Raw genomic sequence first — 25,314 nt, forward strand, 5'->3', positions numbered from 1 at the left:
GAACTGGGCTCTACCCGCTGCCGCCGCGGTTAGTACGTGACCTGCGGGCGGATTGTCGCCGCCAACAATAGGGGCCCCCGCCCCCTGCTCGCGAGAACCTCTCACGAACCGATCGGCGCCGTGCCCGTGTCATCTGCCCGTGACAGGCGGTGAACAATGGAGACATGATCTGCCCAGCGTGCAGGGAGCACCGGCACGAGGAGTGCCGCGGTGGATCCTGGTGCGACTGCCAGCACCAGGATCCGTCCGAGAGGGAGCACGAGGCCGAGCCGCCGGAGAACTGGGTCCGCAAGGGCTGACGCGCGTCACATTGCCGTCACAATCCCGCATCCTGGACACGAACTTGGACATCCAGGATCTCAGAGGTATCGTTTGGGACATGCCAGCGGACCCGTTGCTCGTCGTGCGACGCCACGTCGATCTCCTGCGTGTCCGTAGCGCGATCTGTATCGACGCCGGCTGACCGTCGCCCTCCGCTGATCCATCCCGGGCGCTCGGCCAGGCGTCGTTTTCGTATGCCCTCACACTCGACGGCGAGGTGAGAGGCCGCCTGCGCCGGTGTCCGCCGAAACCCGATCTCAGACCGAGCCTCGGAGAAGGACGTGTGCCCATGAGCACCCCGGCCCGCCCGGCGAACCGCCACCACAAGCGCCCGCGCGGCGAAGGTCAGTGGGCTCTCGGTTACCGTGAGCCGCTGAACAAGAACGAGGAGAACAAGAAGGCCGACGACGGGCTGAACGTCCGTCAGCGGATCATCGACATCTACTCGAAGGGCGGGTTCGACTCGATCGACCCCGCCGACCTGCGCGGCCGCTTCCGCTGGTTCGGCCTGTACACCCAGCGCAAGCCCGGCATCGACGGCGGCAAGACCGCGATCCTGGAGCCCGAGGAGCTGGACGACCGCTACTTCATGCTGCGCGTCCGCATCGACGGCGGGCAGCTCAGCCTGGAGCAGCTACGCGCCATCGCCGACATCTCCAACGACTATGGCCGGGGCACCGCCGACGTCACCGACCGGCAGAACATCCAGCTCCACTGGATCGAGATCGAGTCGGTCCCGGACATCTGGCGGCGGTTGGAGGCGGTCGGGCTGTCCACCACGGAGGCCTGCGGCGACACCCCCCGCGTCATCCTCGGCTGTCCCCTGGCCGGGATCGACGCCGGCGAGGTGATCGACGGCACGCCGCAGATCCAGGAGATCTACGACCGGTACATCGGCGAGAAGGCGTTCTCCAACCTGCCGCGCAAGTTCAAGACGGCGATCAGCGGCTGCACCGCCCACTGCACGGTCCACGAGATCAACGACGTGGCGTTCGTCGGCGTCGTGAACGAGCAGGGTGAGCAGGGCTTCGACGTCTGGGTCGGCGGCGGCCTGTCGACCAACCCGATGTTCGCCAAGCGGCTCGGCGTGTTCGTCCGGCCCGACCAGGTCCACGAGGTGTGGGCCGGGGTCTGCGGCGTCTTCCGCGACTACGGCTACCGCCGGCTGCGCCACCGGGCGCGGATCAAGTTCCTGGTCAGCGACTGGGGCGCGGAGAAGTTCCGCCAGGTCCTGGAGACCGAGTACCTGGAGTACGCCCTGCCCGACGGCCCGGCTCCGGAGGAGCCGCGCGGCGGGCGACGCGACCACGTCGGGGTCCACCCCCAGCGGGACGGCAACTTCTACGTCGGCTTCGCTCCCCGCGTGGGCCGGCTGGACGGCGACACGCTGCACCGCATCGCCGACATCGCCGAGCGCCACGGGTCCACCCGGGTCCGCACGACGGTCGAGCAGAAGATGGTGATCCTCGACGTCGCCCCCGACCGGGTGGAGTCGATCGTCGCCGAGCTGGAGGCCGCCGACCTCCAGGTCAACCCGTCCACGTTCCGCCGCCAGACGATGGCCTGCACCGGCATCGAGTACTGCAAGCTGGCGATCGTCGAGACCAAGGCCACCGCGTCGGCCCTCATCGACGAGCTGGAGCGGCGCCTGCCGGACTTCGCCGAGCCGCTGACGATCAACGTCAACGGCTGCCCGAACTCCTGCGCCCGCATCCAGGTGGCCGACATCGGCCTCAAGGGCCAGCTCGTGGTCAACGACGCGGGCGAGCAGGTCGAGGGCTTCCAGGTGCACTTGGGCGGCTCGATCGGGCTCAACCCGACCTTCGGCCGCAAGGTCCGCGGCCTCAAGACCACGGCCGAGGATCTGCCCGACTACATCGAGCGGGTCGTACGCAACTACGAGAAGCAGAAGAACGACGGCGAGACCTTCGCCGAATGGGTCCAGCGCGCCGACGAGACCGACCTCAAATGAGCACTGAGGGCGCGGTGGCGTCTGGACTGAGGAGCGCGCGGGAGCGAAGCGACCAGAGCGCGACGAGGGAAGCGCCACCACAAAAGCGCCCGAGGCCAGCGAGCGGAGCGAGCGAATGAGCACAGAGCGGGCGGCGCCGTTCTACTGCCCGTACTGCGGCGAGGAGGACCTGGAGCCCTACGTGACCGAGGAGGAGAGCCACGGATGGTACTGCAGGTCCTGCGCCCGTGCCTTCCGGGTGAAATTCCTCGGCCTCGGCGTGCGTTCGTGATCCCCGAGGGCTTTCATCCAATCATCCGATGAACCAATGAACGACGTGTGAGGAGTACCGATGTCGGTGGCGGAGATAGAGGCAGGGCTGGAGCGGCAGCGGGTGACGCTGGACCTCCAGGGAATCGTGGAGTCCGCGGCGCGCTTCCTTGAGGACGCGCCCGCCCGGGAGATCATCCGTTGGGCCGCGGCCACCTTCGGCGACCGCCTCTGTCTCACCTCGTCGATGAGCGACGCCCTGCTGATCGACCTGGTCAGCAGGGTCAAGCCCGGCGTCGACGTGCTGTTCATCGACACCGGCTACCACTTCGCCGAGACCATCGGCACGCGGGACGCGATCGAGGCGGTCTACAAGGTCAACGTGATCAACGTGAAGCCGTCCAGGACCGTTGAGGAGCAGGACCGCGACCTGGGGCCGCGCCTCTACGGGCGCAACCCCGACCTGTGCTGCTACCTGCGGAAGGTCGAGCCGCTCAACCGGGCGCTGGAGCCGTACCTCGCCTGGGTGTCGGGCATCCGCCGCGACGAGTCGCCCACCAGGGCGAACACCAAGGTCGTGGAGTGGGACGCCAAGCGGCAGATGGTGAAGGTCAACCCCATCGCCCGGTGGACGCAGGAGGACGTGGACAACTACATCGCCGACAACGGCGTCCTTATCAACCCGCTGCACTACGACGACTACCCCTCGATCGGCTGCGCCCCCTGCACCCGCCGGGTGGCGCCGGGCGAGGACCCGCGCAGCGGCCGCTGGGCCGGCCTCGGCAAGATCGAGTGCGGCATCCACCTGTGACGACCGTCCCGCACGCAGGCGCGCCGCTGATCGCGGTGGCGCACGGGTCCCGCGACCCGCGCGCCACCGCGACCGTGGAGGCGCTGCTCGACGGCGTACGGCGCGCGCGGCCCGGCCTGGACGTCCGCGCCGCCTATCTCGACCACGCCCCGCCGTCGCTGCCGCAGGCGCTGTCGGGGCTGGACGAGGCCGTGGTGCTCCCCCTGCTGCTCACCGCCGCCTATCACAGCCGGGTGGACATCCCGGCGGCGCTGCGGGAGGCGGCCGGCCGCACGCCGCGACTGCGGGCCGTCTGCGGCCCCACGCTCGGCCCGCACCCGCTGCTCGTCCGGGCCCTCGAACGCCGCCTCGCCGAGGCCGGTGTGGAGATCGGCGACCCGGACACCGCCGTGGTGCTCGTCTCGGCCGGCTCCAGCGACCGCCGGGCGAACGCGACGATCGCCGCCGTCGCCCGCGAGTGGGCGCGCACCCGGCCCTGGTGGTCGATCACCGCCGCCTACGCCTCGGCCGCCGCGCCCGCCCCGGGGGACGAGGTCGTACGGCTGACGCGCGCGGGCGCCCCGAAGGTCGTGGTGGCGCCTTACCTGCTGGCCCCCGGCTACTTCGCCGACGCGGTGGAGCGCGACACCCTGGAGGCCGGGGCGCACGCCGTGGCCGGCGTCCTCGGCCCCGCCCCCGAACTGGTCACGCTCCTGCTCGAACGCCACGCCCAGGCCGTACGCGCCGCCTCCGAGGCCGCCTAGTCCACGGGCAAAGGGAAGCCGGTGGGCCGGTCGCACGCCGACGACAGGATCTCCTGCCCGTTCGGTTTGCGGATGACGATGTCCCTGTCGCAGTTGATCGGTGTCGGCGCCGGGCGCAGCAGCCACGCCTCCCGGATCGTCACCCTGGCGTGGGTGCGATACTCGCCGGTCTCCGCGATGACGCGCTCGGCCTCCTGCTCGCCCAGCGCGGGAATCGGCGCGTCCGGGTCGCGGTCCGCCGCCGCCCGCCGGACCGGCACCAGCGCCACGGCCACCTCGTTGTGTCCCGCGAGATTCCTGCCGGACTCGTTGATCCACGAGATCGGGTGGTCGACATGGTCGCTCTGGAGGCCGCAGACGCCCTGGGCCTCCAGCCGGCCGTTCAGCCAGACGAACCCGTACGACGGCTCACGGCAGTCGACCCGCACGTTCACCGACTCGCTGATGCCCGTGTAGGGGAACCGCAGGACGCGTCCGCCCGTCTCGATCTCCTCCACAAGAAACGCCCGCTGCCCCGCGAGGTACGACACCCCAGGAGTCAGGGAAGGCGGAGTCAGCGAGGGGCCGGCCGTCGCGGCGGCGGCGGGGCCGTCGTCGGGCGCGATCGTGACCGTACGCGGCGCGGTCGCCGCCATCACCACGGCGGCCAGGCCGGCGGCCAGCACCGCCCCGGCGGCGCCGCGACGGCGCCGGATGCGCCGCACCCGCCGGTCGACGTCGGCCAGGGTGACGCCTGCGCCTCCCCCCGTGGACGCGTCCCGGGCGAGCAGATCGCGCAGCTCGTTGTCGGTCATCGTCATGTCAGCCCTCCAGGCTCATCGCGGAGCGGGCGGCGGAATCGACGCGCAGCCTGGCCAGGGCCCTGCTCGCCTGGCTCCGCACGGTGGCGACCGAGCAGCCGAGGATCTCCGCGATCTGCGCGTCGCCCAGGTCGGCGAAGTACCGCAGCACGATCACGGCGCGCTGTTTCTGCGGCAGGCAGGTGAGGGCCTGCCGTACGGCGTCGCGGGCGCCGAGCAGGTCGGCGGGGTCGCCGACGGCCGGTTCCGGCAGCACATCGGTCGGCCGCTCGCCCCGCCAGCGCCTGCGCCACCAGGAGGCGTGGGTGTTGGCCAGGATGCGGTAGACGTACGGGTCGGGGTTCTCGCCGACCCTGCGCCAGGCCAGCCACGCCTTGGCCAGCGCCGTCTGCAGCAGGTCCTCGGCGGTGGCCCAGTCGCGGCAGAGCAGGTAGGCCGTCCGCAGCAGTCGGTCCGAGCGCTGCTCGACGTAGCGCTCGAAGTCGGCCCGGTCGCGCATGTGCGGCCCCCAGGTTCTCGGTGATCCCTTGGTGAACGGTCACCGATGACTACGCCCTGGGAGCGCCCCTCCGTTGCCTCGTACGGCCCGCCTGTTCGGGCGAGCCGGATCAGTGCAGGCCGCGGTGGCGGCGGTCGGGGACCTCGTATCCGCCGTAGCCCGGGCGCTGACGGCGCTCCTGCCACCACTCGCTCCAGGCAAACCAGCCGCGCTTGATCGGCTCGGCCCGGGAGTCACCGATGATCTTCACGTCGCCCATCAGCACGTAGGCCGTGACCTTGACGACGGGGGCGAACTGGCCGCGGGGCGCCTCGACCACCTGGACCTTCTTGTCCCCCATGATCGTGACGCCGGAGAGCTCGACGTCGACGCCGTCCGGCACGATGATCTTCACATCGCCCATCACGCACGTGGCGACGATGTCCACCTCACGCCCGCGTACCTCGGCCTGGCGCAGGTCGAGGACCACGTCGCCCATCACGCAGACCGCGCCGATGCCGTCGTCGATCCGCCAGGTGCCGGTCCTCTTGGCGTCGCCCATCACCGCCACGACCCACTTGCGCATCCTGCCCTGTGGGGTGGCCGGCACGGCAGGCGCGGGAGCGGGAGCGCCGCCCGGCAGGTCGGCGGTGATCTGCGCGAGCTCGCCGTGGGTCTGCGCCAGATAGGCGGCCTCGGTGCGCTCGGTCAGCTCCGCGAGGGTCAGCCGCCCCTCCGCGGACGCCACGCGCAGCCGTTCCACCACGGACTCGCGTTCGGCGTCGGACGCCCGCATACCACCCGGATCGTTCACGCCCTTCACCGTATCCTGCGCGGCCTCGCTCTCCCTCCTCCCTGGGAACGATCCTGCGAGCGATCCGGGGAGACGATCCCGGGAGACGATCCCTGCGGACGAGGCCCGGTAGAGGCTGTGTGAGCATGGAATCGTGACCCGCAGCAGGTTGCTGGAGGCGATAGCGGGAGGGGACGTCGCGCGGGTGGCGGCGATGCTGCACCCGGACACCGCCGTGAACCCCGCTCAGGGGACGACGCCGCTCTACCGGGCGGCCGTCGGCGGTCACCACGACATCGTCAGGCTGCTCCTGGAGTACGGCGCCGACCCGGACCAGCCGAGCGGGGGGCACGAAGAGGGCCTTCCGCTCTGCGCGGCGGCGTGCTGGGACCACGCCGAGACCGTGCAGGCGCTGCTCGACGGCGGCGCCGACCCCGACGCGGCGGAGGAGGGCGGCTGGACGGCCCTGCTGTGGGCCGCGGCCAACGGCAACCTGGAGTCGGCCGACATCCTGCTCGACGCCGGGGCCGATCCCGGCCGGGCCGACGACGACGGCGACACCCCGCTGACGCTGGCCGCGATCTTCGGGGCGTACGGGATCGTCTGGTCCCTGCTGGAACACGGCGCCGACCCGTCCGCGCCCGGCTGGGACGGCGCGGTCCCGCTGGAGATCGCCGCGCGGCTGGCGACGGTGGATCTCGAAGCCGTGTTGCGCGAGGAGGTCTCCGCGAGGGTGGAGGGCGACCACACGGTGCTGGTGGTCCACGCCTCCGCTCCGGACGGCACCCGGCGGGTCACGGTCGAGGCGCGCGGCGCCGACGGCGGCTACTCGATCACGCGCCAGCACGGGCACGCCGCCGTCGCGACGATCCTGGAGGCGGCTCTCGGCCTGCGGCCGCCCGCGGACGTGCTGCTCAGGCGCGCGCTGCCCTACCGCGACCTGGACGAGGACGACGAGACGTGGTGGGCGGCCGTCCACGCGCTCCAGGCCCGCCACGACGAGGAGACGTTCCTGGCGTTAGCTCGGCTGTGCGAGAGCGACGACCCGGTGGAGCGGGAGTTCGGCGTCGACGTGCTCGCCGAATTCGGCCAGGAGCCGGGCTTCGGCAAGGAGACGGGGGCCGGCGAGCCGGGGTTCGGCCGGAGCGCGGGGCACGACCCCTACCGGGACCGCACCCTGGAGATCCTGCGCGACATGGCCCGGCACGAGACCGAGCCCGCGGTCGTCGAGGCGCTGCTCCACGCGTTCGGCCACCAGGCCGACGAACGGGCGCTCCCCGAGGTGCTGCAGATCGTCAACAGCCCGGGCCGGGAGCCCACGGTCCACGACCCCATCGCGCTCGCCGCGGTCCTGCCCCCCGACGACGAGGACGGGCTGACCACGCTGATCCGGCTGAGCCGGTGCGCCGACGACGAGGTGCGCGACTGGGCCACGATGGGCATCGCGGGGCTGCCCGCCGACACCGCCCTCATCAGGGACGCCCTGGCCACCCGGCTGACCGACCGCGATCTGACGACGGTGGCCGAGGCCGCGCGGGGCCTGGCCGGGCGCGGGGACCGGCGCGCGATCGAGGGCGTCCACCGGGTGCTGTGCGAGGCGGGCGCCGACCAGGACTACGCCCGCGACCTCGCCCTGGAGGCGGCCCAGGAGCTCGGCCTGGAGATCTCCGGCGCCTGACCGTTCGCCGCCCGGTGTTTGTCCCGGCCCTTCGAGGTGTTGAGATGGAGTCCCGGCATGTTGGACGTCCCGGTAGGGACGAGTCCCGGCATCGACCACAGGAGGACCCAGTGACCCACGACGTGACCAACCAGGTGCCCCCGCTGACCGGCCACGACGTCTCGGCCGACCCGGCGCTGCTGGAGGGGCTCGCCAGGGAGGGGGCGGACTGGGCGACCGGGGAACTGCGCCAGCTCGGCCTGCTGGCCGGTTCGGCGAAGGCGCAGGAGTGGGGGCGGCTGGCCAACGAGCACCCGCCCGTCCTGCGCACCCACGATCGGTACGGCAACAGGATCGACGAGGTCGAGTTCCACCCGGCCTGGCACGAGCTGATGACGGTCGCGGTCGAGAGCGGCGCGCACGCCGCGCCCTGGACGTCGGCCAGGCCGGGTGCGCACGTCGCCAGGGCCGCCAAGTTCTTCACCTGGTCGCAGGTCGAGGCCGGGCACGGCTGCCCGATCTCCATGACGTACGCCGCCGTGGCCGCGCTGCGGCACTCGCCGGCGCTGCGGGCGGAGTGGGAGCCGCTGCTGGCCTCCCGCACGTACGACTTCGGGCTGCGCCCGCCGCGGGACAAGCGCGGCGTGCTGGCCGGGATGGCCATGACCGAGAAGCAGGGCGGCTCCGACGTGCGGGCCAACACCACCAGGGCCGAGCCGCTGAGCGACGGAAGCTTCGCGCTGACCGGCCACAAGTGGTTCAACTCCGCCCCGATGTGCGACGTGTTCCTGGTGCTCGCCCAGGCTCCGGGCGGGCTGTCGTGCTTCCTGCTCCCCCGCGTGCTGCCCGACGGCACCCGCAACGCGATGCGCCTGATGCGGCTGAAGGACAAGCTCGGCAACCGGTCGAACGCCTCGGCCGAGGTCGAGTACGAGGGTGCCGTCGCCTACCTCGTCGGCGAGGAGGGCCGGGGCGTCCGGACGATCATCGAGATGGTGAACATGACCAGGCTCGACTGCGTGATCGGCTCGGCCGCCGGCATGCGGTACGGCCTGACGCAGGCGCTCCACCACACCCGTCACCGCAAGGCGTTCGGCCGGACGCTCGCCGAGCAGCCGCTGATGCGCTCGGTGCTCGCCGACCTGGCGCTGGAGTCGGAGGCGGCGACCACGCTCATGATGCGCCTGGCCGGGGCGACCGACCGGGCCATCGAGGGCGACGCGGCCGAGGGCCTGTTCCGGCGGGCCGCCCTCGCCGCCGGCAAATACTGGGTGTGCAAGCGGGCGCCGGTCCACGCGGCCGAGGCGCTGGAGTGCCTCGGCGGCAACGGGTACGTCGAGGAGTCGCAGATGCCCCGGCTGTTCCGGGAGTCGCCGCTGAACGGCATCTGGGAGGGCTCGGGCAACGTGGCCGCCCTCGATCTGATGCGCGTGATGGCCAGGGAGCCCGAGGCGGTCGAGGCGTTCTTCGCCGAGGTGGCGCTGGCCCAGGACAGGAGGGTCGCCGACGCGGCCGAGCGGGTGCTGAAGAGGCTCGCCTCGGCGGGAGAGGCCGACGCGCGCCGGGTGGCCGAGGAGATGACGCTGGTCCTGCAGGCGTCCCTGCTCGTACGGCACGCCCCCGCCGCGGTGGCCGACGCGTTCTGCGCCTCGCGCCTGTCCGGCGACTGGGGGCGCGCCTTCGGCACGCTGCCCTCCGGCCTCGATCTCGAGGCGATCCTGGACCGGGCGGCGCCGGCGTGAGCCGGCCGGCCATGCCGGTGAGTCCATCGCGTCGGCGGCGGCGTTAAGGTCGCTGCTGACGGATTAAGACTCGCTAGTGAAGGGAAGTCGCCATGGCGACCACTCGTACCGCGACGACGCAGTGGAAGGGCGCGCTGCTCGACGGTTCGGGCACCGTTTCGCTCGACTCCTCCGGGGTCGGCACCTTCGACGTCTCCTGGCCCTCGCGGGCTGAGGAGGCCAACGGCAAGACGAGCCCGGAGGAGCTGATCGCCGCCGCCCACTCCTCGTGCTTCTCGATGGCCCTGTCCAACGGCCTGGCCAAGGCGGGCACGCCGCCGCAGTCGCTGGAGACCCGGGCGGACGTGACCTTCCAGCCAGGTGAGGGCATCACCGGCATCGTGATCTCCGTCCGCGGGCAGGTGCCCGGCATCTCGGCCGAGGACTTCCAGCAGGCCGCCGAGACGGCCAAGGCGAACTGCCCGGTGAGCAAGGCGCTCGCCGGCACGACGATCACCCTGAACGCCGAACTCGTCGGCTGAGCACCAGCGGGAGCCCCCGCCGGACCCGATCCGGCGGGGGCTCCCGCGTTCCCGTGCGAGAGCAGGGGTCGTCACGGGTGCACGATTCGCCCGGGCAGTGGAGAATGAGGTTACATGCGCGAGGTTTGGCCTGGAGAGCCCTACCCGCTCGGCGCCACCTGGGATGGTGTGGGCACCAACTTCTCGGTGTTCTCGGAGGCGGCCGAGCGGGTCGAGCTGTGCCTGTACGACGACAGGGGCGGAGAGACCCGCGTCGACCTGCCCGAGGTCGACGGGTTCGTCTGGCACGGCTACGTGCCGGGAATCATGCCCGGCCAGCGGTACGGCTTCCGGGTGCACGGGCCTTACCGGCCCGACCACGGGCACCGGTGCAACCCGTCCAAGCTGCTGCTCGACCCGTACGCCAAGGCGATCGAGGGCTCGGTGCGGTGGAACGAGTCGCTGTTCTCCTACCACTTCTCCGACCCCGCGCGGCTCAACACCGAGGACTCCGCGCCGTACATGCCGAAGAACGTGGTCGTGAACCCGTTCTTCGAGTGGGGCAACGACCGGCCGCCCCGCACGCCCTACCACGAGACGGTGATCTACGAGGCGCACGTGCGCGGCCTGACCATGCGCCATCCCGCCGTCCCCGAGGAGCAGCGGGGCACCTACGCGGGGCTCTCGCACCCGGCCGTGCTCGACCACCTCCAGTCGATCGGCGTGACGGCGGTCGAGCTCATGCCCGTCCACCAGTTCGTGCCGGAGCACTTCCTGGTCGCCCGGGGGCTGACCAACTACTGGGGCTACAACACGATCGCCTACATGGCGCCGCACAACACGTACGCCAGCTCGGGGCAGCGCGGCGAGCAGGTCCAGGAGTTCAAGGCGATGGTGCGCGCCCTGCACGAGGCGGGCATCGAGGTGATCCTCGACGTGGTCTACAACCACACCGCCGAGGGCGACCACATGGGCCCCACGCTGGGCTTCAGGGGCATCGACAACGTCGCCTACTACCGTCTGCGCGAGGAGGACCGCCGCTACTACCTCGACTACACCGGGTGCGGCAACTCGCTGAACGTCCGCTCGCCCCACGCGCTTCAGCTGATCATGGACTCGCTGCGCTACTGGGTCCTCGACATGCACGTGGACGGCTTCCGCTTCGACCTCGCCGCCGCGCTGGCGCGGGAGCTGCACGACGTCGACCGGCTGAGCGCGTTCTTCGACCTCATCCAGCAGGACCCGGTGATCTCGCAGGTCAAGCTGATCGCCGAGCCGTGGGACGTCGGCCCCGGCGGCTACCAGGTCGGGAACTTCCCGCCGTTGTGGACCGAGTGGAACGGCAAGTACCGCGACTCCGTGCGGGACTTCTGGCGCGGGGCCTCCCAGACGCTGCCCGAGTTCGCCTCGCGCCTGGCCGGGTCGAGCGACCTGTACGCCAGCAGCGGCCGCCGCCCTGTCGCCTCGATCAACTTCGTGACCGCCCACGACGGGTTCACCCTCACCGATCTCGTGTCGTACGACCACAAGCACAACGAGGCCAACGGCGAGGGCAACCGCGACGGCACGGACGACAACCGCTCCTGGAACTGCGGCGCCGAGGGCCCGGTGGAGGATCCCGGCATCGTACGGTTGCGCCACCGGCAGCGGCGCAACCTCCTCACCACGCTGTTCGTGTCCCAGGGCGTGCCGATGCTGCTGGCGGGCGACGAGTTCGGCCGCACCCAGCACGGCAACAACAACGCCTACTGCCAGGACAACGACACCTCCTGGATCGACTGGTCGCTGGTCCGGCAGGAGGGCGACCTGCTCGACTTCGTCCGCCGCCTGGCCGCGTTACGGCGGGCGCATCCCGTCTTCCGGCGGCGCCGGTTCTTCCAGGGCCGCACGGTCGGGGACGGCAGCAGGGACATCATCTGGCTCACGCCGTCCGGCACCGAGATGACCGACGGCGACTGGCACACCGGCTACGCGAAGTCGCTGGCGGTGTACGTCAACGGCGACGCGATCAGCGAGCCCGGCCCGCGCGGCGAGCGGATCAGCGACGAGACGTTCCTGCTGCTGATCAACGCGCACCACGAGAACCTGACGTTCGCCCTCCCCGGCCCGGAGCTGGGGGCCGCCTGGCGTCCCGTCCTCGACACCGCCGACGAGGACGTCCGCGACGACCCGTACGCCGAGAAGACCCTGCCCGCCGGGGCCAAGGTCTGCCTCGCCGACCGGTCCATGCGGGTCCTGGTCTCCGCCGACGGCTGAGCGTCCCCGCTGCCGCCCCCGGGCCCGCCGGGAGGCCGGGTCGCGGCCGGGCGGGCCTGCTTTTCACAGGGATCGGTGGCGAGAACTGTCGATCTCGCCGCGCGGCGTGGCCGCTTACCCCCATAGGGGACATACCTGCACACTTCGTTACTCTCGGGCGGGTGACCACGACACCAGTGCAGGCCGGCCTGCCGCCGAAGCCCCGGGCGGCGGTCGTGCGGGACGCCCTCGGGGTCGGCACGGCCGTCGGCCTGTCGGGCTTCGCGTTCGGCGTCACCTCGGCGGGTGCGGGGATGACCATCGTCCAGACCTGCGTGCTGTCGCTGTTCGTCTTCACCGGGGCGTCCCAGTTCGCGCTGGTGGGCGCGCTCGGCACCGGCGGGAACCCGCTCGCCGCCGCGGCCGGGGCGCTGCTGCTCGGCGTCCGGAACGCCTTCTACGGGCTGCGGCTTTCGCAGTTGCTCGGCCTCCCCAAAACGGTCCGCCCACTGGCCGCGCAGTGGGTGATCGACGAGACCTCCGCCGTGGCCCTGGCTCAGCCCGACCGGCGCCTCGCCCGGCTCGGGTTCACGGTCACCGGGGTCAGCCTGTACGCCGGATGGAACATCACCACGTTCCTGGGCGCGCTGGGCGCATCCGCACTCGGCGACCCGGCGGCCTGGGGGCTCGACGCCGCCGGCCCGGCCGTCTTCCTCGCGCTGCTCCTCCCCATGCTCCGGGCCCGTTCCTCCTCCGCGCCTGACACCGCTCCCCCTGCCGCTCCTGCCGCTCCTGCCGCTCCTGCCGCTCCTGCGGCTTCTGCGGCTTCTGCGGAACCGGCCGACGACGCGTCCGGCCCGCAGGCGGCGCCGCCCGGCACACCGCCGGCCCGGGCCCCGCTCGTCCGGGCGCACGTCCGGGCGCTCATCCGGCGCGAGGAGGCGGCGGTCGCGCTGCTGGCCGTCGTGCTCGCCCTCGCCTGCGTGCCGTTCGTGCCCGCGGGCGTGCCGGTGCTGGTGGCCGTGCTCGCCGCGCCCGCCGTGCTGGCCGCCTCACGGCTCCTGTCCCGCCGCGCGCCCCGAGGAGTACGCCGATGATCTGGGTCGCGATCGTCGTCACGGCGGCCGGGTGCTACGCCGTGAAACTGCTCGGCCTTTCCGTGCCGGCGGCGGTTCTGGAGCGGCCGCTCGTCCGCAGGCTGGCCGCCCTGGTGCCGATCGCGGCGCTGGCCGCGCTGATCGCCCTGCAGACCTTCGCCGACGGCCGCACGCTCGTCGTCGACGCCCGGGCCGCGGGGCTCGCCGCGGCGGCCGTCGCGCTGCTGCTGCGCGCGCCGTTCCTGGTGATCGTCGCGGTCGCGGTCGTCGTCACCGCCGCCGTCCGCGCGCTGGCCGGCTGACGATCTGGCCGGCTGACGGTCGGGCCGGTCAGCGGGCGAGGATCTTGTCGAGGTCGTAGCTCACCGGACGTTCGAGCTGTTCGTAGGTGCAGGACTCCGGGGTGCGGTCCGGGCGCCAGCGGCGGAACTGGGCGGTGTGGCGGAACCGGTCGCCCTCCATGTGGTCGTAGGCCACCTCGATCACCCGCTCCGGCCGCAGCGGGATGAACGACAGGTCCTTCTTGGCGTTCCACCGCGACACGGCGCCGGGCAGGCGCTGGCCCTCGGCGCCGCCCGCCGCGACCTCGGCCCAGTGTCCCCACGGATGCTCGCTCAGGTCCTCCACCCGGTAGGGCGCGAGCTCCTCGACGAGTTCCTCACGCCGCTTCATCGGGAACGACGCCGCGACGCCCACGTGGTGCAGGCGGCCGTCCGGCGAGTAGAGCCCGAGCAGCAGCGAGCCGACGACCGGCCCCGACTTGTGCTCGCGGTAGCCCGCCACCACGCAGTCGGCCGTCCGCTCGTGCTTGACCTTGAACATCACCCGCCTGTCCGGCGTGTACGGCTGGTCGCCCGGCTTGACGACGATGCCGTCCAGACCGGCGCCCTCGAACGCGTCGAACCACTCGGCGGCCCGGCCCTCGTCCTGGGTGACCGGCGTGAGCCGTACGGACCGGCCCGCGCCCGCCAGCATCTCCTCCAGCCGGGCCCTCCGCTCCGAGAACGGCGCCTCCATGAGGTCCTCCGTCCCGGTGGCGAGCAGGTCGAATGCGACGAACGACGCGGGCGTGTTCTCGGCCAGCAGCCGCACCCGGGACTGCGCCGGATGGATGCGCTGCTGCAGCGCGTCGAAGTCGAGCGACTGTCCCCTGATCAGCACGATCTCGCCGTCCACGACGCACTTGGGCGGCAGCTCCCGCCTGACGGCCTCGACCAGCTCGGGGAAGTAGCGCGTGAAGGGCCGCTCGTTCCTGCTGCCCAGGAAGACCTCGTCGCCGTCGCGGAAGACGATGCAGCGGAAGCCGTCCCACTTCGGCTCGTAGTAGAGCGTGCCGTCCTGCTTCGGGAGCCCCTTGACCGCCTTGGCGAGCATCGGCGCGACCGGCGGCACGACCGGCAGGTCCAGGTCGGGGATCTGCGGCTCAACCGGAAGCTTCATCCTGCGCCTCCCTGATGTATCGGCAGAAGAGGAAGCCGTCCTCTTCGAGCACCTGGGCGAGGGTCAGCGGCGTGTGCGACGCGACGCCGTCCAGTATGCGCGCCGCGTCGCCGCCGGCCAGCAGCGGGCTCACGGTCAGCGCCAGCTCGTCGACCAGGCCGGCGGCGGCCAGCTGCGCGTTCACCCGGGGACCGCCCTCGCACAGGACGCGGCCGAGCCCCCGGTCGCGCAGCTCGCTCACGGCCGTCGCGAGATCGACCCGCTCGTCGCCCGCGACGATCAGGTCGGCCCTCGCGGCCGCCTCCTCGCGGCGGTCCTTCGGCGCCGACTCCGTGGTGATCACGATCGTCCTGGCGTACGGCTCCGCCTCGGTGAACAGCGAACTACCGAGGTCGAGGTCGAGGCGGCGGGTGACGACGGCGATGGGCGGCGCCGGGGGCCTGCCCTCCCGCAGGGCCCGCCACGACTCGCGCGGGCGGGCCGGGCGGTATCCCTCGGTGCGGACGGTGGCGGCCCCGGCCAGCACCACGTCGGCCAGGCCGCGCAGCAGTCCGAAGATCCGCTTGTCGGCCCGGCCTGACAGGCCCTCCGAGTGGCCCTCGACCCAGGCCGCGCCGTCGGCGCTGGCCACCATGTTGAGGCGCAGCCAGTGGTCGCGCGGGTAGGCGTAGGCGGCGGGGATGTCCGGCTCGTCCTCGGCGTAGGGGTGGATGCGGCGCACGGTTCCTACAGTGGCACACCGCACCGACAACGCCGCCGCGACGCCCCCGCGGCGTCTTCACGGCGTCCCGGTACCGCCGCCACTGCTCTCCGCCGCCACGGCCACGCCGGACCGCCTCATGGCCGACACGGCGCCAAATCCAGCCCCCGGCGGCTTCGCCGTTCTAATCTTTCCGCCGGTCGGAACAGGCCACGGAATCCGGTGACATTCGGGGGGCGGATATATGCGCGGGCCGAGCAGGCGGGAACTGCTGGCATCGGCGGTGTGGGGCACGGCGGCGATCGCGTTCGGGGTGCGCGGGACGGCGGCGCACGCGGACCCGGCCCGGCCGCCGGCCCGCAGGCGGGTCGGCGACATGACCAAGGAGCAGTGGGAGGCGTTCGTCCGGGCGGTGCGCGCGCTGAAGGCACGAGGAACCTACGACGCGCTGGTCAAGACCTACGCGGACGACTTCGCGGCCACCCACGCCAACGGCTTCTTCCTGCCGTGGCAGCGCAGGTATCTCCTGCACTTCGAGCGGGAGCTCCAGCGCGTCGATCCGGCCGTGTCCGTGCCGTACTGGGACTGGCCCCTCGACAGCCGGGCGCCGGAACGCTCGACGGTGCTGTCTAAGGCGTATTTCGGGGGAAACGGCAGCGCGAAGCACGATCAGGCCGTGCTCGACGGCGCGTTCGCCGGGTGGACCGCCAAAGTCCCACGGGTTCATCCGCTCCGGCGTTCGTACGCCGACGGCGGGAAGATCCCCGCGTGGGCCTCGTCCGATCTCATCGCCAACATGCTGAAAAATCCGGACTTCCAGGTGTTCAACATGCAGCTGGAAATCCACATCGGCGCGGTGCAGATGGGCATCGGAGGGGACCTGTCCCAGCCCGCCGCCCCGAACGACCCCCTGTACTGGGTCGTCGCCTGCTTCGGCGACCTGCTGTGGCACATGTGGCGATCCCGCCACCCCGACGCTCCGGTCCGGTCGGCCTACGGGGACGTCACCGAGGAGAGCCGCCTGCCCCGGTACGGCGACCCGGTCACGAATGTCCTGGACGTCGAGAAGCTGGGCTACCGCTACGACGGCGTGTGGCCGCGTACGCGCTGACACCGGGCCCGTGGCCTACGGGCCGGGGATGAGGGTCCAGTACTCGTCGGGCAGCTGAACGGTCACATCGAAGAACTCCTTGGTCGTGACGGCCTCGCGCAGCGTGGCGAACACGGCGGCGGCGTGCTCCCTCGCCTGGTCGACGGGGACGCCCTCACGCTCCGCCACCCGGCGCAGGAACTCCTCCAGCGGCATCCGCTTGGCCGTACCGGTACGGTCGGCCGCACCCCGCCTCAGCGGCGGGTGCAGCCGGACCGGCAGTTCGCGGATGAGGTCTCGCACCTCTCCTGCGGCGATGCGCTCGGCCAGCGTCTCCAGCACGGCCTCGGTGGCGCGTGCGGCGCCCCCGGCGTCGAGCCCGGTCCGCCGCGCGACCCTGGTCAGGAACTCCGAAGCCGGCATGACCCGCACCTGCCGCCGCTGCGCCTCCGCCACCAGAGGATCGAAGTCCTCCGGCAGGTCGGCCGCGAGGTCTGCCACCTCCTTGGCGTCCAGGGCGGCGCCCAGGGCCCAGAAGACGGCTCGTGCGTGCCGTTCCGCCTCCTCGATGTCCTCCACCTGTTCCCGCTCGGCCACGCGCCGAAGGAACTCGTCGACGTCGAAGGCCTCGGAGCCCGCCTCCGTGTAGATCCACGGCTTCAGCTCAGCGGGCAACTGCCGGAGGAGATCGCGCCTCTCGCCCTTCGACAACCGTCGAGCGAGCGTCTCCAGCGTCGCCCGGATGGCGCGCTGGGCGCCCTCGGCGTCCAGGCCCGTCTGCCGGCTCACGATTTCGAGGAACTCTTCGTATTCCACGGGCGCGCTCCTCGCGTCGACACCGCATGCTTTCGCCTCTCGTGGTCAGCTACCCGTCAACCGGGCCGGCCATCCGTCGCCGGCGGCGGCTCCTGTCCCTGCTCAGCGGGCGCCCGGCCAGCCGCCGACAGAGGTTTTCCCAAAAATGGGCCTTCCGTAGCCGTGGACTGCTTGGCGGGGGTAGGAACCGCAGTCGGCCGAGCCGGTTGCGGGAGGACCTCATGACCACGCACGCACGCAGAGCATCGGTGCCGCGGCACATACCCGCCGGGGCCTCCGTGAGCGGAGACGGCATCGTCGTGGGCGCGGGCCCGGTGACGATCGACGTCTACGTCGATTTCCTGTGCCCGTTCTGCCGGCGGTTCGAGGAGACCGCGGGACCGACGCTGCACGCCATGGTGGACGACGGGCTCGCCACCGTCGTCTACCACCCGATGGCCTTCCTCGACGAACTGTCGGCCAACGCCTACTCCTCGCGCGCGTCCGCTTCGTCCGGCTGCGCCTCGGACGGAGGGATGTTCGTGGAGTACGCCGAGGCGTTGTTCGCCAACCAGCCGCCGGAGGGCGGGCCGGGCTTGACGGACGACGAGCTCACCGAGATCGGCCGGCTGGTGGGGCTCGACGGCCCCGCCTTCGGCGGGTGCGTGCACGCCCACACCTACCTCGACTGGGCCGCGTACGTCACGGCGATGGCGATGGAGCGGGGGGTCAGCGGCACGCCGACCGTCCTCGTCGAGAACGTCCCGGTGCCGGCGAACCTCCGGACCATCACCGCCGCCGTGGCCGCCGCGGCGCGCTGACCTCGTCCGGGGCGGCCGGCGAGCAGGCGGCGCGCTCAGTCCCCGTCACGGTGGAGCAGGTCGCTCTCCACGGCCTCGATCACCTGCTGAAGGTGCAGGCCGCGGGCCGCGTCCAGCTCGTGCCGCCGGCGGTGCTCGGCGGTGTCCGTGAACTCGCGGTACATGGTGTCGACGGCCTCCCGGCCAACGGCGGCCACGCCGTCGACGTCCGCCACGCCGCCGGAACCGAACACCTCGATCTCGGCGCGCTCCCTGACGGGCTCGGGCGAGGTGTACATGGAGACCTCGCTGTAGGTCCCACCCTCGTGCTCGAACATCATCCCGAACCAGCCGGTCGGCCGGCCGTGCGCGTGAACGCCGATCACACGGCCGAGCGCGGCGTCGAGGAGATCCAGGAGATCGGGGCCGAGGTCCCCGCGCAGCACGCTCAATCCTCTGCGCCATGGGCGCGGGTCGGGCGGGGCGGTCGTGACGACCAGACCGCTGGCCCCCTTCGGAAAGGTCTTCGGCACCGCGCCGGTCAGGAAGCGGCGGACTGTCGCCGAGTAACGCCAGAGCAGCGCGAGCTGCGAGACCGTGCGTTCGGCGGCCTCGGCCAGACGCTCCGCGCCGGCCAGATCGCCCGCGACGGGCCGTTCCAGGAGCAGTGCCTTGTCCTGGCGCGCCGCGACCTCCGCCAGGCCGGGCTGGATGGGAGGCGGCACGGCGAACACCACCGCCTCGCAGTGGTCGAGCAGGTCCTCGAAGCGGCCGGACGCCGGCACGCCGTACCGCGCCGCGAGGGCCTGCGTGGCGCCCGGTGATCGCGCCCACACGCCCGCGAAGCGCGCTTCTGGACACGCCGCGATGGCCGGTGCGTGCACCTCCGCTGCCCGGCGGCCCGCACCGGCGAGGCCGATGGCGATGGCCATACCGTCCACTCTAGGCGCCGCCTCCCGGCCCGGGGTGCGTAGGCTGGCTGGTAGTCGGCCTGGGAGGTCGCCGTGCGTACGACCAAGCTTCCGTCCGGCGAGGAGGTCCCGGTCCTCGGCCAGGGAACCTGGCGGATGGCCGAGGACCGGTCGCTGCGGGAAACGGAGATCAGGGCGTTACGGCTGGGCGTGGAGCTCGGCATGACGCTGATCGACACCGCCGAGATGTACGCCGACGGCCGGGCGGAACGCCTGGTCGGCGAGGCGATCGCCGGCCACCGCGACGAGGTGTTCCTGGTCGGCAAGGTCCTGCCGCAGAACGCGACCCGCACGGGCGCCGTCGCCGCCTGCGAGGGCAGCCTGCGCCGTCTCGGGACCGACCGGCTGGATCTCTACCTGCTCCACTGGCGGGGCCCGGTCCCGCTGGAGGAGACCCTCGCCGCCTTCGAGCACCTTGTCGCCGCGGGGCTGGTCAGGCACTGGGGAGTCAGCAACTTCGACGTCTCCGACATGGAGGAGGTCGTCGCGCTCCCCGGAGGCGCGGCCGTGCAGACCGACCAGATCCTGTACAACCTCGTGAGGCGCGGACCCGAGTACGAGCTGATCCCCTGGTGCCGCGAGCGGGGCCTGCCGATCATGGCGTACTCGCCGATCGAGCAGGGCCGGATGCTGGACCATCCGGCGCTCTTCGACGTGGCCGACCGGCACGAGGCCACCCCGGCGCAGGTCGCCCTGGCATGGGTGCTCAGGAACGACGGCGTGATCGCGATACCGAAGGCGGGCGACCCCGCCCACGTCCGGCACAATGCGGCGGCCCTGGGCGTCCACCTGACCCACGACGATCTCCTGCTGCTCGACGCGGCATTCCCGCCGCCGCTCTCGCGGCGGCCGCTCGAAACGCTCTGAGCCTCGCCGCGCGTACGGACCGAGGCGCGCGGGAACGGCAGATCGGGGGACCCGCCATGGCGGTGAAGCTGAACCAGCGGGCGTTCGACCACGCCAAGAGCCTGATCAGGCAGAAGCGGGTCGCGCTGGACTCGATGGACGACTGGAGCGAGCACCAGCCCTCCGCGGCCCGGGAGAACGCGTTCATCAAGCAGCACGGATTCGGCGAGTACGGGAAGTGGTATCTGGGTGTGGACGACGACCAGGACGAGGACAACAAGGGGCACTACAAGTTCCCCTTCGGGGACTTCGAGAAGGTGCACCGATGCGGCGTCATCGCGGCGGAAGTACGGGCCGCGCGGTTGAAGTACACCGACATCGAGGTCGCTGCGGCCCACCTGCACGGGATGCTGGACGAGCTGATGTGACGGCCGCCGAGTCGCTCGGGGTTGACGGGACGAGGCGTGCGGAGCACACCGAAAGGGAAGGGTCAGGGGAAGCCAAGCGGAAGACGGAGGTGGAGCCCCGTGAGCGTTCCGATGCGACGCGAGTCCAGGAGCATGGTTCCCGATCTGTTCGACCTGCTGGAGGCGCCGTTCGCCGCGCTCCGGCCGATGGCCGGGCCACAGATCCGGTTCGAGGACTACATCAAGGACGGCAGGTACGTACTGCGCGCCGAACTGCCCGGGATCGACCCGGAGAAGGACGTGGAGATCACGGTCTCGAACGGCATCCTCACCATTCGTGCCGAGCGGCGACAGGAAGAACGGGAGGGGCAGCGCACCGAGTTCCGGTACGGCACGTTCGTCCGGTCGATCGTGCTGCCACCGAACGCCGACGAGAGCGACGTCCGGGCGACGTACGACAAGGGGATCTTGGAGGTCAGCGTGCGGCTCGCCGGAAAGGAGGAGCGCGTCAAGCGCATTCCGGTCGAGCGGCCGCAGCGCTAGCCGCGCCCTCGGACGCGGGCCCTTCTTCCGTCGATACGGTCGCCGGCGCTCGTGAGGGCGGATCGGCGTCTGGGGGTGTGGCGTTCCCGTCGAGGACGCGATCCTGCCTGGCGTTCATCCGAGAGTTCCGTCCGCCGGGTCGCGGGTAGACAGGACATATGTGCCGCTGGCTGGCCTATACCGGTTCGCCGATCGCCATGGAGAAGCTGATCTACGAGCCGGAGCACTCACTGATCGACCAGAGCCTCCACGCCAGGTACGGCGCTGAGACGGTGAACGGCGACGGGTTCGGCGTCGGCTATTACGGTGACGACGGCGTGTTGCCCGCGGTGTTCAAGGACACCAAGCCCGCCTGGGGCGACCGCAACCTTCGCGAACTCGCCCGCCATGTCCGGTCACCGCTGTTCATGGCGCATGTGCGCGCGTCTTCTGGGACGGCGATACAGCAGACGAACTGCCACCCGTTCCGCTACGGCACCTGGATGTGGATGCACAACGGCGTGATCTCCGAGTTCGGCCGCCTCAAACGGGACCTCGTCATGGCCATCGCCCCGGAGCTGTACCCGTCGATCGAGGGGTCCACCGACTCGGAGGTGATGTTCTTCCTGGCGCTCACGCTGGGGCTGCAGGAGGACCCGCCGGGAGCGGTGGAGCGGATGGCGGGTCTCGTGGAGCGGACGGGCTGGAGACACGATGTGGAACACCCGCTCCAGATGTCCCTGGCGTCATCCGACGGCGAGCGGCTGTGGTCCTTCCGTTACTCCACCGAGCGCCACTCGCGGTCGCTCTTTCACAGCACCAACACGCAGAGCCTCCGGAAGCTGCATCCGGAGGTGTTCGAACCCCTCGAGATCTCCGACGAGGCACGGGTCGTCGTCTCCGAACCCCTGCGCGACCTGCCCGGACTGTGGGTGGAGGTGCCGGAGTCGACGTACACCGTCGTCAAACCCGGCATGTTCGAAATGCACCCTTTCACCCCAAAACCGCCTAAATGACAGAAGTGCCCATACTGCGTCTTTAGTCGCCTTCTGTCCGGCCTGTAGCCGCCGCCTGCCAGACTCACTCAGGGGACCGGCCGAGGGGAGCGTGGACGGGGTGACGTCACAGGAGAACAGGCGGGCCGAGCAGCGACCCGTATGGGTCAATCCGCTGTTCGGGGTGACCGACCCCGCCTCCGGAATCACCGCGGTGCCGCCGCGGCACCGGCTTCCCGAGGGGCCCATGGCGCCCTCCGCCGTGTCACGGCTCATCCGTGACGAGCTGATGCTGGACGGGAACCCGCGACTGAACCTGGCCACCTTCGTCAGCACCTGGATGGAGCCGGAGGCGCACGCGCTGATGGGCGACACCGCCGACAGGAACCTCGTCGACAGGGACGAGTATCCCGCGACGGCCGAGCTGGAGCAGCGCTGCATCCCGATGCTCCGCCACCTGTGGAACGCCCCCGACCCCGACGCGTCACTCGGGACCTCCACCGTCGGATCCAGCGAGGCGTGCATGCTCGGCGGGATGGCGCTCAAACGCCGCTGGGTGCACCGCAACGCCGACCGCTACGCCTCCGGGGCGCGTCCCAACCTGGTGATGGGCGTCAACATCCAGGTGTGCTGGAAGAAGTTCTGCAATTACTGGGAAGTGGAGCCCCGCCTGGTCCCGATGGAGGGCGACCGGTTCCACCTGGGTGCAGAAGAGGCCGCTGGGCAGTGCGACGAGAACACCATCGGCGTCGTCACCGTCCTGGGCTCCACGATGGACGGAAGCTACGAGCCGGTCGCCGACATCTGCGCGGCACTCGACGCTCTCGAGGAACGCACGGGACGGTCCGTGCCCGTGCACGTGGACGCCGCGTCGGGAGGGATGATCGCCCCGTTCCTCGAGCCGGACCTGGTGTGGGACTTCCGCCTTCCGAGGGTCGCCTCCATCAACGTTTCCGGTCACAAGTACGGGATGGTCTACCCGGGACTCGGATGGGTCCTCTGGCGGGATCGGGAGGCGCTCCCCGGGGATCTGGTGGAGCACGTGAACTATCTCGGCGGTGACGTGGCGACGTTCACGCTCAACTTCTCCCGGCCCGGATCGCAGGTCGTAGCCCAGTACTACAACTTCCTGCGGCTCGGCCATGAGGGCTTCCGCCAGGTGCAGGGCGCCCTGCGGGAGGTGGCGACGCACCTCGCCCGGCAGATCGAGGGGCTCGGCTGCTTCCGGCTCCTCACACGTGGCGACCAACTGCCGGTGTTCGCCTTCACCACCACCGACGACGTCACCCGGTTCAACGTCTACGACGTCTCGCGACGGCTCCGGGAGTGGGGCTGGCTGGTGCCGGCCTACACCTTCCCGCCCAACCGGCAGGATCTGCAGGTGCTGCGGGTGGTGTGCCGCAACGGGTTCTCGCTGGACCTGGCCGACCGGCTGGTCGACGACCTCCGGGACCTGTTGCCGTGGCTGCGCAAGCAGCCAGGGCCCATGTTCGGCCCAGAGGAGGGGACGAGCTTCCACCACTGACCGCACCGCCCCGGCCGTACGGCTTACTCCGCGGCCTGCTGGAACTCGGCCGGCAGCTGCGATATGGCATGGTCGAAGGTCTCGTCCGGAACAGCGTCCCGCAGCGTCAGCAGGACGGCCCGGATCCCTCCCCTCGTCTCCTCCGCGGTCAGCCCTGTGCGTTTGCTGATCCGCGAGACGAACTCGCGGAAACCGAACCGCTGGATCGGATCACCGACGTGGATCGACTCCCGGAGAGGCTCCGGAAGTTCGAGCGCGAGATGCTGAGCCTCCGTGGCACTGAGCCGGTCTCCCAGGATCTCCAGTGTCGCGCGGCTCAGATCCGCCGCCTCCTCACGCGACAGGCCGCTGCGCTCGGCCACCCTGCCGAAGAAGTCCCTGTGCTCCACACTGGCTCCATTCCCCTCCGGCGTCCGCCCGACACGGAGCCGGCGGACGCCCAGAAGCTTGGAGCGATGCATACCGAGGTCCCGGCACCCCTGGCTTTTGAGCGGGAATGACACCGAGGTCGGCCGTTCACAAGGGCGACGCGGGGAGGGACAGATGGCACACGAGGCACTGTCGCTGGCTGACGCGATAGACGTGATCCGAGGTGAGATCGGCAAGGCCCGCATCAGGGCTGAGGTCCTGGGCGAGGAGATACGGTTCAGCGTCGGCACGGTCGAGGTGGAGATCCTGGTCCAGATCACCCGTAACAGCAAGGACGGCGAACCGGTGCTCGAAGTGGTCGAGGCAGGCGGTTCGAAGGGCGGCGACACCCACCGCATCACCTTCCCGATGACCCCCGTCTTCGAGCCTCACGGCTGAGAGCCCGGCCGGCGGGGAGGGAGAAGCGCCAGGCCGGCGCGGGCGGGAGCGCAAAGTGCGGTCCCACCCTCCAGGAAGAGGGCGGGACCGCCGCAGGACGCACATTACGCCCTGGTAGTCGTGGTGCGGCTCCGGCCGCCCGTCGCCGTACCGACGGTCTCCCTCTCCCGCTCCTGCCTCTCCTGCTGGCGAGCGGTCCTGGAGATGTCCTCCAGCTCGTGCGCGGTCTCCTCGAACTCCTGCGCGGCCTCCCGGCTCATCCTGCTCACGATCCTGCGGCCGCGGACGGCCATGTCCTCGTACACCTCGCCGGCCTTGGCGAGCGCGTACGGGCCGACGCCCGCGAGGGCGCAGAACGGCTTGGACATCGTGATCCTCTTGACCGGTGTCGTCACTTGGTCACTCTCCATACATATCGGTCTAGCGGCGGCTTCCAGCTGTTCCAGCCAGGGGAGAACGGCCCGGCGTCAGGAAGGCGGCGTGCCAAGGGCTTCCGTCCCGGACCTGATGTTGTCGGCGGCCTGCTCCGGGCTGATGTCCGCAGCCCTGGAGGCCTTCCGCAGATCCGTCCAGGTGATGTGGTCGGGATTCCCGTGGTCGTCGTCAGGCTCGCCGCAGCCGCAGCTCAGGCACATCCGGGTGTCTCCCCCCGCTCGGTCTTGTGCACAACGGCCCCGCCCTCGGCAGCGGTGCGAGGGCGAGGCTCTTCGGGTGTTCCAGGTTCGTCCGTGTGCGGTCTTGCCCGGGGACGAGCGCCCGCTCCCCCGTCGGCGAGCGCTCGCCAGGACCATCCCCGCACCCGTCTCCAGGGACACCGGGCGGAAATGCAAGAGCCGATCAAGAGCGGAGACGGGCGGACAAAATCGTCACCCGGCGGGTCACGATCAGCTGGACGGCCTCGCCTTGCCGGGCTGCACGCGCCTGGGCTCGCCGGGCGTCTTCGGGTGGATGCCTACAGCCAGAGCGCCGTGCCGACGTCGGGAAAGGCAGGTCACCTCTCAGCGGAAATCGCCGGGTC

At 71.3% G+C, this 25,314-nt stretch carries 28 protein-coding genes; 19 read left to right on the top strand and 9 right to left on the bottom strand.

All coding sequences use genetic code 11. The features are described 5' to 3' along the window. The first annotated feature begins 164 nt into the window (after window positions 1–164). From FLW16_RS45545 to FLW16_RS31895, 5 genes are all read left to right on the top strand, one after another. Window positions 165–299: a hypothetical protein gene (locus tag FLW16_RS45545; RefSeq protein WP_260615795.1), complete on the top strand. Its 135-nt coding sequence runs from the start codon at window positions 165–167 to the stop codon at window positions 297–299. Window positions 300–610: 311 nt separating this feature from the next. Further along, complete coding sequence (locus FLW16_RS31880) at window positions 611–2,293, top strand: nitrite/sulfite reductase (RefSeq protein ID WP_142563832.1); 1,683 nt, start codon at window positions 611–613, stop codon at window positions 2,291–2,293. Window positions 2,294–2,408: 115 nt separating this feature from the next. Further along, window positions 2,409–2,564 (top strand): Insertion element protein, encoded by a 156-nt coding sequence (locus FLW16_RS31885; protein WP_142563833.1) that lies wholly within the window; start codon window positions 2,409–2,411, stop codon window positions 2,562–2,564. 60 nt (window positions 2,565–2,624) lie between these two features. Beyond that, window positions 2,625–3,353 carry a phosphoadenylyl-sulfate reductase gene (locus FLW16_RS31890; RefSeq protein ID WP_142563834.1) on the top strand — a complete coding sequence of 243 codons (729 nt, stop codon included), beginning with the start codon at window positions 2,625–2,627 and terminating at the stop codon, window positions 3,351–3,353. Beyond that, window positions 3,350–4,096 (top strand): sirohydrochlorin chelatase, encoded by a 747-nt coding sequence (locus FLW16_RS31895; RefSeq protein ID WP_260615797.1) that lies wholly within the window; start codon window positions 3,350–3,352, stop codon window positions 4,094–4,096. The genes FLW16_RS31890 and FLW16_RS31895 overlap by 4 nt, the downstream gene beginning before the upstream one ends. Here FLW16_RS31895 and FLW16_RS31900 read toward each other — a convergent pair. The 3 genes from FLW16_RS31900 to FLW16_RS31910 form a co-directional block, all read right to left on the bottom strand. Beyond that, on the bottom strand, window positions 4,093–4,896 hold the full coding sequence (locus FLW16_RS31900; protein WP_142563835.1) for a hypothetical protein: 804 nt from the start codon (window positions 4,894–4,896) through the stop codon (window positions 4,093–4,095). The two genes, FLW16_RS31895 and FLW16_RS31900, sit on opposite strands and share 4 nt — an antisense overlap. 1 nt (window position 4,897) lies before the next feature. Continuing rightward, on the bottom strand, window positions 4,898–5,395 hold the full coding sequence (locus FLW16_RS31905; RefSeq protein WP_142563836.1) for a SigE family RNA polymerase sigma factor: 498 nt from the start codon (window positions 5,393–5,395) through the stop codon (window positions 4,898–4,900). Window positions 5,396–5,504: 109 nt separating this feature from the next. Further along, the gene (locus tag FLW16_RS31910) at window positions 5,505–6,188 is read right to left on the bottom strand and encodes a DUF1707 domain-containing protein (protein WP_142563837.1); all 684 of its coding nucleotides are present in this window, start codon (window positions 6,186–6,188) and stop codon (window positions 5,505–5,507) included. 133 nt (window positions 6,189–6,321) lie between these two features. Here FLW16_RS31910 and FLW16_RS31915 point away from each other — a divergent pair, with 133 nt between their 5' ends. The 6 genes from FLW16_RS31915 (at window position 6,322) to FLW16_RS31940 (ending at window position 13,700) form a co-directional block, all read left to right on the top strand. Next, the gene (locus FLW16_RS31915; protein WP_260615799.1) at window positions 6,322–7,845 is read left to right on the top strand and encodes an ankyrin repeat domain-containing protein; all 1,524 of its coding nucleotides are present in this window, start codon (window positions 6,322–6,324) and stop codon (window positions 7,843–7,845) included. A gap of 110 nt (window positions 7,846–7,955) precedes the next feature. Beyond that, the gene (locus FLW16_RS31920) at window positions 7,956–9,566 is read left to right on the top strand and encodes an isovaleryl-CoA dehydrogenase (RefSeq protein WP_260615800.1); all 1,611 of its coding nucleotides are present in this window, start codon (window positions 7,956–7,958) and stop codon (window positions 9,564–9,566) included. Between the two features lie 92 nt (window positions 9,567–9,658). Continuing rightward, window positions 9,659–10,087: an OsmC family protein gene (locus FLW16_RS31925; RefSeq protein WP_079314144.1), complete on the top strand. Its 429-nt coding sequence runs from the start codon at window positions 9,659–9,661 to the stop codon at window positions 10,085–10,087. Window positions 10,088–10,201: 114 nt separating this feature from the next. Beyond that, a complete protein-coding gene (glgX, locus tag FLW16_RS31930; protein ID WP_142563839.1) occupies window positions 10,202–12,322 on the top strand; it encodes a glycogen debranching protein GlgX in 2,121 nt (706 codons plus the stop codon). Window positions 12,323–12,483: 161 nt separating this feature from the next. Beyond that, window positions 12,484–13,398, top strand: a complete 915-nt coding sequence (locus tag FLW16_RS31935; protein WP_142563840.1) for an AzlC family ABC transporter permease — start codon at window positions 12,484–12,486, stop codon at window positions 13,396–13,398. Then, window positions 13,395–13,700, top strand: a complete 306-nt coding sequence (locus FLW16_RS31940; protein ID WP_142563841.1) for an AzlD domain-containing protein — start codon at window positions 13,395–13,397, stop codon at window positions 13,698–13,700. The genes FLW16_RS31935 and FLW16_RS31940 overlap by 4 nt, the downstream gene beginning before the upstream one ends. A 28-nt stretch (window positions 13,701–13,728) precedes the next feature. Here FLW16_RS31940 and FLW16_RS31945 read toward each other — a convergent pair whose 3' ends face one another. Continuing rightward, the gene (locus FLW16_RS31945) at window positions 13,729–14,805 is read right to left on the bottom strand and encodes an ATP-dependent DNA ligase (protein ID WP_142563904.1); all 1,077 of its coding nucleotides are present in this window, start codon (window positions 14,803–14,805) and stop codon (window positions 13,729–13,731) included. Between the two features lie 16 nt (window positions 14,806–14,821). Continuing rightward, a complete protein-coding gene (locus FLW16_RS31950) occupies window positions 14,822–15,559 on the bottom strand; it encodes a pyrimidine reductase family protein (protein WP_142563842.1) in 738 nt (245 codons plus the stop codon). A 223-nt stretch (window positions 15,560–15,782) separates the two neighbouring features. Here FLW16_RS31950 and FLW16_RS31955 point away from each other — a divergent pair, with 223 nt between their 5' ends. Next, window positions 15,783–16,649 (top strand): tyrosinase family protein, encoded by an 867-nt coding sequence (locus FLW16_RS31955; protein ID WP_142563843.1) that lies wholly within the window; start codon window positions 15,783–15,785, stop codon window positions 16,647–16,649. Window positions 16,650–16,664: 15 nt separating this feature from the next. Here the strand turns inward: FLW16_RS31955 and FLW16_RS31960 are convergent, their stop codons facing one another. After that, a complete protein-coding gene (locus FLW16_RS31960) occupies window positions 16,665–17,444 on the bottom strand; it encodes a DUF2267 domain-containing protein (RefSeq protein ID WP_142563844.1) in 780 nt (259 codons plus the stop codon). 221 nt (window positions 17,445–17,665) lie between these two features. On the opposite strand from FLW16_RS31960, the gene FLW16_RS31965 reads away from it, so the two are divergent. Further along, window positions 17,666–18,244: a thioredoxin domain-containing protein gene (locus tag FLW16_RS31965; protein WP_142563845.1), complete on the top strand. Its 579-nt coding sequence runs from the start codon at window positions 17,666–17,668 to the stop codon at window positions 18,242–18,244. 35 nt (window positions 18,245–18,279) lie between these two features. Here the strand turns inward: FLW16_RS31965 and FLW16_RS31970 are convergent, their stop codons facing one another. Further along, window positions 18,280–19,155 carry a Gfo/Idh/MocA family protein gene (locus FLW16_RS31970; RefSeq protein WP_142563846.1) on the bottom strand — a complete coding sequence of 292 codons (876 nt, stop codon included), beginning with the start codon at window positions 19,153–19,155 and terminating at the stop codon, window positions 18,280–18,282. A gap of 72 nt (window positions 19,156–19,227) precedes the next feature. Here FLW16_RS31970 and FLW16_RS31975 point away from each other — a divergent pair, with 72 nt between their 5' ends. From FLW16_RS31975 to FLW16_RS31995, 5 genes are all read left to right on the top strand, one after another. Next, window positions 19,228–20,061 (top strand): aldo/keto reductase, encoded by an 834-nt coding sequence (locus FLW16_RS31975; protein WP_142563847.1) that lies wholly within the window; start codon window positions 19,228–19,230, stop codon window positions 20,059–20,061. Window positions 20,062–20,117: 56 nt separating this feature from the next. Further along, window positions 20,118–20,468: a hypothetical protein gene (locus FLW16_RS31980; protein WP_142563848.1), complete on the top strand. Its 351-nt coding sequence runs from the start codon at window positions 20,118–20,120 to the stop codon at window positions 20,466–20,468. A gap of 99 nt (window positions 20,469–20,567) precedes the next feature. Beyond that, on the top strand, window positions 20,568–20,990 hold the full coding sequence (locus FLW16_RS31985) for an Hsp20/alpha crystallin family protein (RefSeq protein WP_260615802.1): 423 nt from the start codon (window positions 20,568–20,570) through the stop codon (window positions 20,988–20,990). A gap of 158 nt (window positions 20,991–21,148) precedes the next feature. Then, the gene (locus tag FLW16_RS31990; RefSeq protein ID WP_142563849.1) at window positions 21,149–21,985 is read left to right on the top strand and encodes a class II glutamine amidotransferase; all 837 of its coding nucleotides are present in this window, start codon (window positions 21,149–21,151) and stop codon (window positions 21,983–21,985) included. A 100-nt stretch (window positions 21,986–22,085) separates the two neighbouring features. Beyond that, window positions 22,086–23,489, top strand: coding sequence for a glutamate decarboxylase (locus FLW16_RS31995; RefSeq protein ID WP_142563850.1), 1,404 nt, complete (start codon window positions 22,086–22,088; stop codon window positions 23,487–23,489). Window positions 23,490–23,512: 23 nt separating this feature from the next. Here the strand turns inward: FLW16_RS31995 and FLW16_RS32000 are convergent, their stop codons facing one another. Next, window positions 23,513–23,878 carry a DUF2267 domain-containing protein gene (locus FLW16_RS32000; RefSeq protein WP_185949683.1) on the bottom strand — a complete coding sequence of 122 codons (366 nt, stop codon included), beginning with the start codon at window positions 23,876–23,878 and terminating at the stop codon, window positions 23,513–23,515. 154 nt (window positions 23,879–24,032) lie between these two features. On the opposite strand from FLW16_RS32000, the gene FLW16_RS32005 reads away from it, so the two are divergent. Further along, on the top strand, window positions 24,033–24,296 hold the full coding sequence (locus tag FLW16_RS32005) for a trypco2 family protein (protein ID WP_142563852.1): 264 nt from the start codon (window positions 24,033–24,035) through the stop codon (window positions 24,294–24,296). A 104-nt stretch (window positions 24,297–24,400) separates the two neighbouring features. Here the strand turns inward: FLW16_RS32005 and FLW16_RS32010 are convergent, their stop codons facing one another. Beyond that, entirely contained in the window at window positions 24,401–24,691 is a 291-nt protein-coding gene (locus tag FLW16_RS32010) for a hypothetical protein (RefSeq protein ID WP_142563853.1), read from the bottom strand. Window positions 24,692–25,314 lie beyond the last annotated feature (623 nt).

Origin of the sequence: Microbispora sp. KK1-11 (genome assembly GCF_006874435.1) — a bacterium.
GTDB lineage: Bacteria > Actinomycetota > Actinomycetes > Streptosporangiales > Streptosporangiaceae > Microbispora > Microbispora catharanthi.